The sequence below is a fragment of the Paraburkholderia sp. JHI869 genome (genome assembly GCF_038900775.1).
In the GTDB taxonomy this organism is placed as follows: domain Bacteria; phylum Pseudomonadota; class Gammaproteobacteria; order Burkholderiales; family Burkholderiaceae; genus Paraburkholderia.
Genome location: NZ_JAYMSC010000005.1, coordinates 226,198 through 239,109, shown reverse-complemented (window position 1 = coordinate 239,109; position 12,912 = coordinate 226,198). Strand labels below are relative to the sequence as shown.

At 61.6% G+C, this 12,912-nt stretch carries 11 protein-coding genes and 2 pseudogenes; 1 reads left to right on the top strand and 12 read right to left on the bottom strand.

Annotation, left to right across the window (positions count from 1 at the left end):
* Positions 1–52 precede the first annotated feature (52 nt).
* Positions 53–418: a hypothetical protein gene (locus VSR72_RS12210; RefSeq protein ID WP_342952624.1), complete on the top strand. Its 366-nt coding sequence runs from the start codon at positions 53–55 to the stop codon at positions 416–418.
* Between the two features lie 873 nt (positions 419–1,291).
* Here VSR72_RS12210 and VSR72_RS12205 read toward each other — a convergent pair.
* The 12 genes and pseudogenes from VSR72_RS12205 to virB11 all read right to left on the bottom strand — a co-directional run bounded on the left by VSR72_RS12205 (position 1,292) and on the right by virB11 (position 12,662).
* On the bottom strand, positions 1,292–1,720 hold the full coding sequence (locus tag VSR72_RS12205; protein ID WP_342952623.1) for a nuclear transport factor 2 family protein: 429 nt from the start codon (positions 1,718–1,720) through the stop codon (positions 1,292–1,294).
* Between the two features lie 289 nt (positions 1,721–2,009).
* Positions 2,010–2,796 (bottom strand): annotated as a pseudogene (locus VSR72_RS12200) (fumarylacetoacetate hydrolase family protein); the annotation flags it as partial.
* A gap of 220 nt (positions 2,797–3,016) precedes the next feature.
* A pseudogene (locus VSR72_RS12195) lies at positions 3,017–3,417 on the bottom strand (transposase); the annotation flags it as partial.
* A gap of 784 nt (positions 3,418–4,201) precedes the next feature.
* On the bottom strand, positions 4,202–5,578 hold the full coding sequence (locus VSR72_RS12190) for a hypothetical protein (RefSeq protein ID WP_342952622.1): 1,377 nt from the start codon (positions 5,576–5,578) through the stop codon (positions 4,202–4,204).
* 7 nt (positions 5,579–5,585) lie between these two features.
* Entirely contained in the window at positions 5,586–5,861 is a 276-nt protein-coding gene (locus tag VSR72_RS12185) for a hypothetical protein (protein WP_342952621.1), read from the bottom strand.
* 183 nt (positions 5,862–6,044) lie between these two features.
* Positions 6,045–6,371: a TrbM/KikA/MpfK family conjugal transfer protein gene (locus VSR72_RS12180; RefSeq protein WP_342952620.1), complete on the bottom strand. Its 327-nt coding sequence runs from the start codon at positions 6,369–6,371 to the stop codon at positions 6,045–6,047.
* A 10-nt stretch (positions 6,372–6,381) separates the two neighbouring features.
* Complete coding sequence (locus VSR72_RS12175; RefSeq protein ID WP_342952619.1) at positions 6,382–6,831, bottom strand: hypothetical protein; 450 nt, start codon at positions 6,829–6,831, stop codon at positions 6,382–6,384.
* Positions 6,831–7,541, bottom strand: a complete 711-nt coding sequence (gene stbB / locus VSR72_RS12170) for a StbB family protein (protein ID WP_342952618.1) — start codon at positions 7,539–7,541, stop codon at positions 6,831–6,833. The genes VSR72_RS12175 and stbB overlap by 1 nt, the downstream gene beginning before the upstream one ends.
* A 66-nt stretch (positions 7,542–7,607) precedes the next feature.
* Positions 7,608–9,272, bottom strand: a complete 1,665-nt coding sequence (locus VSR72_RS12165; protein WP_342952617.1) for an LPD7 domain-containing protein — start codon at positions 9,270–9,272, stop codon at positions 7,608–7,610.
* On the bottom strand, positions 9,269–11,050 hold the full coding sequence (locus VSR72_RS12160) for a type IV secretory system conjugative DNA transfer family protein (protein WP_342952616.1): 1,782 nt from the start codon (positions 11,048–11,050) through the stop codon (positions 9,269–9,271). The genes VSR72_RS12165 and VSR72_RS12160 overlap by 4 nt, the downstream gene beginning before the upstream one ends.
* 126 nt (positions 11,051–11,176) lie before the next feature.
* On the bottom strand, positions 11,177–11,530 hold the full coding sequence (locus VSR72_RS12155) for a hypothetical protein (RefSeq protein ID WP_342952615.1): 354 nt from the start codon (positions 11,528–11,530) through the stop codon (positions 11,177–11,179).
* 94 nt (positions 11,531–11,624) lie between these two features.
* A complete protein-coding gene (gene virB11, locus VSR72_RS12150) occupies positions 11,625–12,662 on the bottom strand; it encodes a P-type DNA transfer ATPase VirB11 (RefSeq protein ID WP_342952724.1) in 1,038 nt (345 codons plus the stop codon).
* Positions 12,663–12,912 lie beyond the last annotated feature (250 nt).

The following is a 12,912-nucleotide window of genomic DNA, read 5'->3' as shown; positions in this document are numbered from 1 at the left end:
GGTTCGACGAAATCCCACACCGCCCTTCTCACTTCATTGCTAGAGCGCAGGCATGCCTCCAACGACGCGAGGCGCTTGCCGAGAAAACCTGGATGCATACAAGCAAGTGTTGGCGTCGAACGCCGAGGCGGTATCCGGCTTTGGCGGCCGGCTCGCGGTGCTATACACGTTCATTGATGCCGCGTTGCCACACTTGAGCGTCTCGCAGCGAAGGGAGATCGCATACCGCTTTCGCCAAGGCGTGGCAGATGTGCGGTCGTTCGGCGATGACTTGATCCTGTCCGCCGCGTATCAGGAAGCGCTGCTGAACAAGACCAGTGTTCTCCTGATTGCGGCGGAAAACGCATCGAACATAAAATATTCCCACTCTCGAAGTAGCGCTGACGAGACATGCGGGCAATGGCGTCGAAGTGGATAAAAAAGGGTGCCGTGCCAGCACGGCACCCAAACGATCCCGGGGGGCAGGGTGGAGGACCGGGATCGCGGAGAAGTGGTGCACCCCTAATCTTGTCGCCGTATTGTTTGGAACAGCAGTTGTCGCACTCGTTGACGCGTGACGACAAGTGTCGCGCGGCGTCAGATTCATCTGGTAGCCCAGTTCGGCCGGCTGGTCCGGATGAAACGGCCCTTGCACGTACCAGAGTTTTCCTTGCTCGGATGGTGTTTTCATCTGGCGATCGATGTACTCCGGCACCCGGCCTTCAACGCACCGGGGCCAAGTTCATCTTCGGGAATCAGGCGGTCGACCGCAGCCTGAACGAACGCCCACTCGGAATCGGTGAAACAGGTCGGAAGATAGGCTGCGCCGCAGTTGGTTGCGCCCGTAACCGGCTCGGACAAAGCGCCATCGTCATGCGCACTGCACGCACTTTGCGTAAGGGTCACACCTGTCGCGACGGTGCTGCGGGAACGACGGCCAACATCTGTCGCAGAAGGCGACGGCGCGGCTCCTCCTGGTGAGACATGGTCGATACACCTACTGGATGCAAAGCGCCCAGCCGCTCGACACCAGTGGCGTATAGCGAGCGCCAACCGGCGAATCGGAACATCACATCGTGGTCTTGGGAATGCCCGAAAAAGATGATGGCGCTTCTACCGACTGGTGCGCATTGTCTGAGATCACTCACTATCAAACAAACTAGACGAACTTGGGATGATTGATAGAAATTCCTTCTTTCGGATCGACAATCGCACACGCGGTCATCGATCCGAAAATGAACATGCGCAAGCCCTTCATTTCCGGTCGTTCCAACAATGCCGAGATTCAGAGACCTGTGAGGACTGCGCCGGTTCAGTTGCCGCTCTTCGCCGGTGTGGCATCGATCTGCCACGTTTCGCTGACGATCCGTGCATCGCGATAGGTCAGCACATAACGCACTCGGATCGGCTGCTTGCCCTCGAACACCACATTGGCTGTCACGCTGGCGCCCTTTGGATTCTCGGCCTCCTCGACGTTGCCGACTGAAACCTTCATCTGCCCCTGGGCCTTCGTGAATTTTTCCCAGACACTGCGAATGGCGTCGATCCCCGTGTACGTGCCGTCCAGCGGACCACCTACCCAATTGAATTGCGCGCTGTCCGCATAGCCACGCATCAACAGCGCGACGTCGCCCGACGCGATCGTGTCGAAATGGCGCTGAGCGTCGAACGACGGCACGTCGGCCAGCGCGGCGGTCGATGCGATCGCAAGTGCAGCGGCGAGTGCGAGCTTTTTGATCATGAGATCTCCGAGATATCGAATTGGATGGACTGCACAGTGGTAGACGTTTGGCGTACCGTCTTATTCCACCGGTTGACTTTTTTTGGGGCGAACCCGCCGGAGCTCACGACAGCGGGAAGTGTCTGCAAATGAGTGAAATCGCCCGCAAGCGAAGTCACGCCCACATTTTGGATGCATCAGGCCCGCATGCTGATCGACCAACACCAGTTCCGACATATCGTCAGTTGCCAAGATGCCCTCGCGCAGCAGCCGCTCGACAGGCGCGGTCCCAACGAATGCGACCCTCTCATCAGCATTCTCGCGTCGTCGCCGCTCGATCGTCATTGCGCGGCGCCCGCACCACCCGTTGATCGATGGCGCCGAACGGCGCGCGGCCCGCATCGTCGCGCGCCACCATCCTTACCCGGTCTCCGAAGCGCATGAAGCCCGTGTGCGCCCCGCCCTCGTCGATCATCTCGAGCAATGCACGCCGAGCCCGCGCTACGTGCCACATTCGACACAGTGCCAGACCCGATGATCGAACCAGCTGCCAGACTGCGTGTCCGCGCGGCATGAGCGACGAGTTCGCCGAAGCTGAAATTCATCTCGCGGCCATGCGGACGGCCAAAGTCGCAGCCATTCCACTCGACATGCAGACTCAGATGCAAACGGCCGTCGCGCCAGGTGTCGTCGAGTTCGTCTGGCGTGATGGCGACAGGGGCGAAGGCCGTGGAGGGTTTGGTCTGCAGGAACCCGAAGCCTGTCTTCATCTCGCGCGGTCCGAAGGCTCGCAGACTCCAGTCGTTGATTTGCACGAGCAGTCGGACGTGCGCCATCGCGTCCGCAACCGAAGTGCCCATCGCCACGCGATCCACCACGACGCCGAACTCGCCCTCGAAATCAATGCTATCGGCTTCGTCAGGCAGCGGCACATCCCAACACGGGCCGAGGAAATCGTCGCTGGCGCCCTGGTACATCACAGGCACGGTGTCGAAGTCGGGAATCGGCGCCGTGTTGAACGCCTGCTCCATCAGCCGGCCGTGGTTGAGAAACACCGAGCCATCGCACCATTGCGGGCTGCGCGGCATCATGGACGAGCTGGCGCGAACGCGCGAAGTCTCGTCCTTTCCATCGGTGCCGTGTCCTCGCTACCAAGACTTCGCCCAAACGCTAAGCAAGCATCTCGAACCATTGCTGTTCGACAGCATGTGCGACCTTGCATCCGGCGTGTCCCGATTGCAGGACGCGTTAGCACACGTGGCAAGTCGGGTTGGCACTAGATCCTCTCAAGAAACCTAGCGCAATATAGATCGGTTTTCAGGGAGTCGGCGCGTTTGGCTGGAGCTGGAATCCGAGGGCAGAAGCACGTCGCCTGAGGGCGGCGATGCTGCACTGGCGCTGTTGTTCCTCGTAGCGCTGCTGCCCCTGGTCGACGAAGGCTTCACCGCGCGTGAGCATAAAGTACACCATGCGGGCGAGCTTGTGGGCCACCGCATATTGACGTGCGGCTTATCATTGCGGGCGCACAGCCGGCGGTAGAAGGCGCCGAGCGCGGAGTCGCCGCGCGACAGGCTCATGGCCGCCATTTTCAGCGCCTGCTGGGCGCGGTTGGCGGAAGGTCGGGTGCCGAAAGCCAGCTTCTTCCCGCCGCTGATTTTCGTGGCTGGGCATAGGCGCAACCATGAGCAGAAGTGTTTGACGCTGGTAAAGCGGCTCAGCTCGCGCGTGACACCCAGTCACGCCGCTAGACTCAAATTTCGATGCAAGAACGCTGAAGTTTTCTCCAGAAATCGACAGACAATGTGACTATAAAGATAAAATCCTTCTTATCTCGCGCTTGATGAAGGCATCGGTTCGAAAATCACGAGAAATCTTGTAGTGTAATTAATCTGGAGTGCGATATATATCTCGAAGTTCACGCGAGAATTCGATAGTTCGGAGAGGCTGAAATCGTACGTCGACGCGCCCTCTTGCGAAAACTTCCTCCACGAGGCGGTACCCTCCGACGGCCAGATTTAGGAACTGAAGCCGACGTAGGGTGTAAGCGCAAGCGCCAGACGCTCAAGAAATTCGCCTCGCTGCGCGGCAGCAAGACGTCAGAGAGCAATACGACCCCGGCTGGGCGAGCCATGCGCACGGGCACGGTACCCACATGACTGAAGACGAGGTTTTGAGCCCCTGCCTGTGTTTGGGGATGAAATGCCGGACGACCGTTAGTCGCATTTCCCAGGGCAACGACAATGGGTGGCAACGAACAGCGATTTGACAGTCGGCCGGTAATGTCGAAAAAAATGCGCCCGGTGATCGGCGCCCCGCAGCCGTCAACCGTTGCGCACGCCCGCCGCGAAATTCACAACGGTCGACAGGCTGTGACGCCCCCCGCAGCATGGCGGCTACTCAGGCGTCGTGGTCGGCGTCGCGCTGGTGATGGCGCATGAGTCGCCGGCAGGAAGCGGAGCATCCATCAGGAAGATGAGCGGGTAACGGGGCACCGTGAATCGTTCAGACTGGCCTGGTCTGCGAAACACCGGCGAGATGCAGGATCTTTGCTGCGACCCTGCGGAAAAACGCGTCGTCCCGTTCTTTCTGGGCAGCATCATCAGCGACGCGATGCTCGATCAGAATACCGCGGCGCGTCATGATTTCCTGAGTACGCAACTTGCGTTCGAGGTAGTCAGGATCGTCTGCACCCATCGTCTCGATGACGACACGGTGCAGCCGTGCCGCAACGCCAACGGCTGCCACCGATCGGAACGTCAGTTCAAAGTCGGGGCGGCACCACTGGCTCGGCGCGTCGGTCTGCCTCACTTCCCGATCAAAGAGCGGTTTCCAGAGCGTCACCTCAACACCGTGCTTTTTGACCCACGCCATGACGTCGAACAGCAATTTCAGCGTGACGCGCTCATACCTGCTGTCCAGAGGTACGGGACGCGCAAACGAATACGCATGCTGCGCGAACGCTTCCCGAACGCGCGCGTTGCCGGCGCGATCGCGGTCGACCACGCCGAGCACCCAGTAAGGGGGCTGCGTCAGTCGCTGATCGCGGCCTCCGGCGCGGATACCCTTTTCGGAGCGAAGAATGCACTCTCCCATGCTCGTTTTCTTGATTGCAGCGCCTGCGCGAAGCTCGTCGGCGACGAACAGCAGTAGCGCACTGCGTGCCTTGTTTTTCGGCCATACCAGGGCGTCGACCTCTGTCATCTTCTCGTTGAGAGGTGCCCATGGCTTGAAATAGAGTATCTGCGAGAGTGATAGCTGCGGGCACAGCGCCTGGCCGGCTGCATATGCCTCGAGCCGCTCCCACGATCTCGACTTGTCATTTAACGCGTCGACGTGCAGCCGTGCGAAGTCGGCGTCCTCAAGAAGCGTGTGCAGGATGCGTCCGAGCCGCGGCAGGCGGCGGCCCCTTTCGCCAACGCCGCCCCCTGATCCCGTCGAGCCGCCCGGCCGCGCCGCGCCTTCATTCAGATCGTCCAGATAGTCAAGCGCGTCGGCCACCGGTCTGAGCGGATTGTGCTGGCCTGGCCGCGCGCAATCACCGTCCGGGCCAACGTTTTCCGGCTCCGGCGTCTGCCGGAACGACGCCAGCGCGCAGTGGTGCTCGCCGTATTGATGCATGCGCACGAAATGACGCGGACCGTCTTCACGCACCCGGGCGGTCAACCGTGGCCGGCCACCGGCTGCGCTGACGCAGTCACACTCGAGCCACAGACGCACATGCCGCCCATCGTGCATCTCTTCGAGCACGGCTTCCACGAAGCTAACGTCCCCAGTCCGCACTCGCTGTCCCTCGCCGCAGAACCGCCGCACGGCTGCGGCTTCTTCATCGCCGAGATGTCGTCTGACCGTATCGGGGTGATCGCGCTCTACAAGCTGCATGATGCGTTCAGCGTGAAGTCCGGGCGAGCATCGCGAGGCTGCGCACGCTCTGGAGTTCCCACTCGTAGCCCGACAACCGTGATCGGGGCGCGCGTGGCAGTCGCACAAAGCGGATGATGCGTGACGAATGGGTACTCATGCGCACAAGACCTTCTTCGACAAGCGTGCAAAGCATGTCGTTGATCTGCGCCATCGACATATCGAATCGTCTGGCGAGTACAACCGCCTGATACTCCCGGTCCGACTCCATGCTCTCCAGCAGTCTTGCCGCCGTGAATTTCATCGGATTCCCCCTGGAACATGGCTGCATGTGTACTGCGGTCGGCACGGTCCCGCTCCCGGCGTCGCGATCGCTGCCTGCACTGTGCGCGAAGCTGTGCCGGCCGCCGTCCTGAAAAAAACGGCAGCGCATAAAAAAAACCGATTGTCCCGCAGGAGATATTCTTCACGTCGCGAGAGAAACGATTCACGGGCCATTCTCGACGCCGCCATATTTCGAATTCACCGCACCCTTCTGATCGCTTCCGACCGAATGGCACTGGTTGAGGTAATCGCCGCGCGCGTTCGACGTGCCGCCCAGATCGAAATGGCCGTGGCGATAGCGCACGATCGAAAAGTAGTTCGCCTCGTACTGGCTGCAATCGCGACCGCCATTGCCACCCAGCATCAGCCCGGCCAGGCAGAGCACCGCCCCGCATGCGCTCTGGTTGTCATCATCAGCCCGCGCCGGTGTGGCGCCAGCAAGCGCCGCGCATACTGCCGCTGCGACCACAAAAGATGTCTGGAATTGCATGGAACGACTCCTATGTGCCAACCATATGCAGCACCGCAACCACCCCGACCGAGAGCGCGGCCGAAACAAGCGCTGCACAGACGACCCAAGCCGCAAGCTCAAGGCGGCCAATACCGCAGCGATGTCCACTTTCGCGCAGCACATCACGCAACTGTCCCCGCACGCGAGCGCTTGCTGCATCGTACTCGCGTAGTGCGAGCTCGCCGACGAGCTGGTCGCGCGCCTCAGCAAAATTACCAGCCTCGGCGAGCACGCCAGTGGTCGCTGAGTTGAAGTCCTTGAGGAATTGCTCGTAGCGCGAAGTGAAGCGCAGCAGCGTCAGTTCGCCGTCATCCTTGAACTGTTTTCCGCTCGCCTGGAGCAGCCGGGTCAGCTCGTTTACGTCACGACGCAGGTGCGACAGCTGCCCGAGCACTTCGCCAATCAGTTCCTCGCGGATCGAATCCTCCGAGGCACCCATCAGCGCACCAGGACCTTGAATACAACATCCAGTTCTGTCGTCACCCGGCTGGCAAGACGTTTGAGTGCGACCATCTGCCGGATATGCGCTTTTTCGGCTTCCGATGCCCCGTTTTCCATTGCTTCGGCGTTCAGCGCGACATAGTCGCGCGGGTCATCGCGGATTTCAACGATCGACCTGTCGAAACCCTTGATCTTTTCGAAGATCGGGTTCTCGTAGATGACTGCGTCACGATGCATCGAGAAAACCTCGCTGCGCGAGTGAAACTCGAACAGCTTCGCGAACCCACGGTTGAGGTCCTGCTTAGGATCGACCATATTCATGACCAACCGTATCTTCGTAGCGCGCACGCCCAGATCAGAAAGCGCACGCAGCGTTGCGATCGTGTCCACCTGCTGCTTGGCAGTCGAGACAGCCGGCACGATGAAAAGATCAAAGTCTTCATGCGATCCGTCATAGCTTCGCATCAGACCGACAAAATCTTCGACATTCGATGCGCCCACATCGACGATAGCGCTTTCCAGGGTCATCAGCTGATCCTGCAGCTCATCGAACTGCGAGCCGCGCAACGCGCCTTCCCTTTCGCGGTCATCCGAATTGATCGATTCGATCGGGATCACTTCGGCGCCGGGCAAACGCGGCGCGAGCAGATGGTGCGCGACGGTGCTCTTGCCAACGTTGCCCGAGAAATTGATAACAGCAATCTTCATGGTGCAATGTTCCTTGCCGGTTGATGGATGTAGCCGCATCACCGCAGCCACGCCAGACGCGTTCAGTTACGGTTCGAGTTCAAAGGGCGGCGCTTCGTGACCCGTTTCCTGTGACGGGTGGGCGGTCGTCTCTTGCGTGTCCGGGAGCCCGCGCTGTTCGCGCTCGATCTGTTCACGTACGGCCTCGATCGTGGCCTCGCTGACCTGCGGCATCGGCACATCGAGCGGCCGGTTCGCTGCCCGCGCCGCCGCCACGGCGCTCTCGAACTCCCCCTTAAGCTTCTCCTGCTGCGGCTCGGGCAGACCCTTGATCTCCTCGCGCAGGACCTCCCGCGCCGCCTGTTCCTTTATGCGCTCACGCGCCGCGTCGAGCGCGGCGCGCTGTTGACTCGAATACTGCCAGTTACCGTTCAGGAACCGCTCGCGCGCTTCATTGATCTGCCTGTGCTCGTCACCTTCGCGACGTGCGCGAGCCAGCGCCTCGCGCAGCTCGTGCGTAGGCACGCCCGATATGTCCGGCGAGGAAACCCGCCATTCGTTACGGCGACTCGTGACGGTCTTTGGCGCGCGCTCATTGCCCTGCGCGTCGAACTGCCGTTGCCGGGACGTGACAGTCCTGCTGCCGCCCTTCACGAGCTCGATGTGTTGCCCGACCTGCACACCTGCTTCGCCTATCGCGCGTTCGAGATCCAGGCCCCATACCGTGCGCTCGCCCTCGACGGTGCGCACGGTCGCGTAGTAACTCGGACTCTGTCTGGCGTCGTGATTGAACGGCGCCGGCCCGTGCGCAACGAGTGCGCCCGCGGTCACACCCGTTGCCGCCTGCTCGAACGAGGGGGCGGATGCCGGTGCCTGAGATGCAGGACGCACGCGCTGGGACTGCCGCGCTCGTTGTGCGGCCGGCGCGGCAGTGACGGGGCCAGCGTCTGCGCTCGCCGGTGCAGCCGGTGCACGCGGCGCGGGCGTTTCGGGCTGCGCACCGTCGGACTTCGGAGCGGCTGCGCTTTCGACGGTGTTGGTGCGTGCCTCGTGCGCATCTCCAGCCTGCTCGCCGGCACCAATGCGCATGGCCTCGCGCGCGGCTGTCAACATCGCGTGATCCACCTGCTTCGGCCTGAAGCCTCGGGTGGGCACGCCGGCGAGTTCTGCTGCGACCCATGCCTGCCGGCGAAATTCCTCCGTGCCCTTGAGCTGCAGCTCGCTCCAGTTCTTCGCCTTTGCAACTTCCACCATGTGCGTGATCACGCTGCGGTCCTCGCTGGCCGTCGCGAGCGTGCGGCCGGTGTCCTCGAAGTGCACCGTCTCGCTCTTGCGGTCCAGAAACTTCCCGTCGTGGGCAACGTACTGGTTGCTGACGGACTTCGGCACGTCGTAACCGGTTTTCTCGAAGATCGGCTTTGGACGGATGCTGTTCTGCGTCTCCTCGTCTTTCGCGCCGATCAGCCGGCCGGTGCCTGCAGCCGTTTTCACCCCCTCGGCGGCCTGCTCATCGTGCGATACATCGGATGCGAGCCGTTTCCTGGCCCGCTCCCGATCAGCGGCCCGGATCTTCTTCAGGCGCTCTTCCATTGAATTTTCTACGGCCATTTCCGGACGGCGCGGCAGTGCCTCCCCTTCCCGTTCGTTCGCCGGCGGCGTGGTGCGCGCCCGGATGGCCGAAGCGTCGTCGGCGTTGGCCGCGCTGCGCTCGCGGCGGTCAATCTGGTCGGCTGGAAATTCGATCTCGTTCATGCGACGACTCCTCGTCCAGGTTGCGAATCAGGTTGCGGTTCGGCGTGGGAACCGGATTGCGAATCTGCCTCGCCCGCCTGTGCAGAAGCGCCCGCATCCGGCAGCACCTCACCCAGATATGGCATCAGCCGGAACAGCGAGGCGCGGATCGTGCCGCGGTTAGCGAAGTGCACGGCGGTGAGCACGCCAATTTCGTGCTCGCGGACATCGCGCACACCGGCGGCCTGCGCCGCGCCCGCTGCGGGCTCCGCCTGCGCGCGACGCGCGGCGTTCTGTGACTGCCACCAGTGCTCAACATCGATCTGCGGCACTGGCGCACTGAGTTCGCGGGCAACGAATGCGGCGTGCTTCATCTGCTCTTCGTTCGGGAACTTCGGACTGAACCCAAACCACGCGCGGCGACGGTTGGCTTTTTCGAGACTGGCCATGACGCCCTGAAGGTAGAGGCTCTGCTGAACCAGTCGGTCGACAAGCTCGGCATCCTCATAGAAGTACGCCTTTTCGCACAGGATCGGTTCGCACCCGTCGATCGTGATGATCTGCCTGCGGCTGGACAGGGCCCGCAGTTCCTGCGGAAGCATGAGCGGCCGGCCGTGTTCCGTTTCGTTTGTGCTCGTCGACGCGCTGCGGCCGCGACTGCGGCTGCGGGAGCGCGACAGATGCGTAAACGTGCCCAGCATCTTCGAATATTCTTCCGAGTCCTTGAGCGTGCGCGGCGCAAAGAGGCTGCGCATCTTGCAGTTGATCGCAAGCGTTTCCGCACCGTGTCTGCCGTAGAGCTTCGGGTCCTCGAGCTGCGACATCCCGTGGAAAATCAGCATGAGGCGCAGGTTGAAGCCGGCGATGAACGCGTTGGCCGTATCGATGATGTCGATCCTGCCGGGCGCCGCGAACTCATCCATCAGCAGTGCGCACTGGTACTTCAGATCCGGATTCTCGGCGGGCTGCTCACGCGTGTTCAGGTCGATTAGCTGCGAGAAGAAGAGGTTGACGAGCAACGCCCCCGCCTTCAGGTCGCCCGGCTTGATACCGACGTAGATGGACATACGCTTCTTGCGTACGTCGCCCAGATGAAAATTCGACTGGCTCGTCGCTGCATCGACGACCGGGTTGCTGAAGACGTTAAGCGGCGCCGTCATCGTCGACACGATATTGGCGAACGCTTCCTTCGACTGGGACAGAAAGCGGTTGAGCGCATCCAGACACTCGAAGCTGAGGACAGGCAGCGTGCCGGTCGTGTTCGAGCGCGTGCTGACGATCGACAGGACGTGCTCGCGGATCGCACGGCCCCTGCCCGAGGCCTGCCGCAAGACTTCGCCGAATGTGCAAGGCAGCGATGGCGTTTCGAGGAGGTACAGCACGATCCCGACGAACAGGTTGCGGGCGTTGTCGTTCCAGTACTTCAGGCGCGCATCGACATTCGACGGATACAGATGCTCGCCAATCGTCATCACGTCACCGACGCGCGTATATGCCGGGCGCCCGGCGATATATTCGAGCGGGTTATACGCGTGCGACCGGCCGTTTTCGGAAAACGGCGACCACAGGTAGACCTCGTGGCCGCACTGGCTGCGGTAGCCGGACGTGTACATGAAGTTCTCTTCCTTGATGTCCTCGACGACGACCGAATCCGGATAGGTGAGAAGATTCGGGATCACCATCGAGACACCCTTGCCCGAGCGCGTGCCGGCGGCGAGCATCAGGAAGTCCTGGCCGCGATACTTCAGGTATTCGCCCTTGTACTTGCCGACGATGAACGGTGGGTACATGTGCGACATGACGCTTACCTCCTGGATAGCATGAGCAGAACGACCAGACCCGCAAATGCAGACAGTCAATGCAGCACCAGCAATGTGGACGCACGTGGCCGTGCCGGCACAGGAAGAGTGAAACTGGATGCATGATCACTTCTCGAGCAGCCCGGCCTTCACGATGTCCCGGCGCGTCGCGAAGCGCGCATTGCCGAACTGCGCGATACGCCCGTGCGATTTCACCAGCGCCATCGTGATCACGACCACGGGCATACCGCCAATGACAGCCGACAGCAGCGTGCAGACGAACAGGGCGCGCCTGACGGCGGGCGCGTCACCCCATCCCTGCCAGTAGTCGTACAACGTAAAGACGCCGACCGCGTCCTGCGGCAGCTTCTGCATCTTCGCGAACAGCAGCCCGCCGAGATACTGACCCAGTGTCACGGCGGCAGCTACGATCACCAGCACGACCAGACACGGAATGAGAATGCGGAGAGCTTTTGGCATGGTTCGTCCTTCAGTGCGCTATCGCTTCATGGTCGGTCACCGTCTCATCTGCTGAGGCGGGAGTCGTACTGGGTAGGCGATGCAGCGCGCCCTTTCATGCGACGCCACCCTGCAGCTGCCATTTGCCTACCGGGTCGTACCAGATCTCCGCCAGACGCTTGTCACGCATGAAAAGTACGAGATCGACCGTTACGCTGACCTGATCCATGATGAACTGCCAGTCGAGCGTCTGACCGACCACGCTCTGCTTGATCAGCGTCGCAATACGGGAGTGCGCCGATCTGGCGTCGTTGCAGTGAACGGTTGTAATGCCACCGGGCGTACCCGTATTGAGCAGCGTCATGTAGTCCCAGGTTTCGTCGCCCCGCAGTTCGGCAAGAAACACGCGGTCAAACTTCATGCGCAGCGTGGAGCGCACCAGTTCCTTCGCGGGCAGGGTATCGCTGAAAAACATGTGCACGCGGTTCGGGTGCTTCGGCAGCGACAGTTCCGGCGTATCCTCGATCGTGCCGATCCTCTCACCGGACGGTACGAGATCGGACAGCGCCTTGTTGAGCGTCGTCTTGCCGGAGCCCGTGCCGCCGGCGAGCACGATGTTCAGGCGGTTCGCAACGGCAATCTCGAGGAGTCGGGCGACATTGCGCTGCCCTTTCGCCTCGAGCATTTCCCGCTCGTGTGGCGGCAGGTCGAGCGACGCCGGCACCTCCCGGCGCGGTGACACGTCCCGGTAGTGCGCGAACCAGCCATTGCGCTCGTATTCGCGGATCGAGAACCGCTGGTTCGAAGGAATCCGGATGGTGATCGAAATCGTGTCCTGCTCGCACGCCGGCTGCATCAGCACGTGTGCGCGCTGGCCGTCGGGAAGGACGACCGGGTGGATCGGCTCCTTCGTCGAAAACTTGCCGCCCTTCAGCACCGTCAGGGCATTGGCGAGCTTGAAACATGCGTCAAGCGTGCAAGCGGGCGCCTCATGCCGCTCCCAGGAGGCCGATCCCTGCGTCCATATCTCTCCGGGCCGGTTAATGGCCACCTCGGTCAGGCTGCTGTCAAGGAAACCGGTGAGACCCATCTGCCGGAGGAAGCTACGCGCGATGGTTCCCTTTTCGATGACATCGATAACCACTGCATTCATACGTACTCCTTCCCGATATGTTTGAGACGAGATAGCAATAACTGCCCGGCGCCCGTCAGTGCGATCCTGCGGCTCGACCTGAACCGGGACCCGGTACAGTCTCCCACCGTCGTGCACGCCGACCGCCGGCTCGCGCAATGTTTGCGCATGTGACATGGAAACAACCTTAGTTACCATCCCCGCGCTAGCAGCCGCAGTCCAGCGAGGCGATCTTCAACGTCGCTGTAACGAGACCAGCACCGCTGTGCCT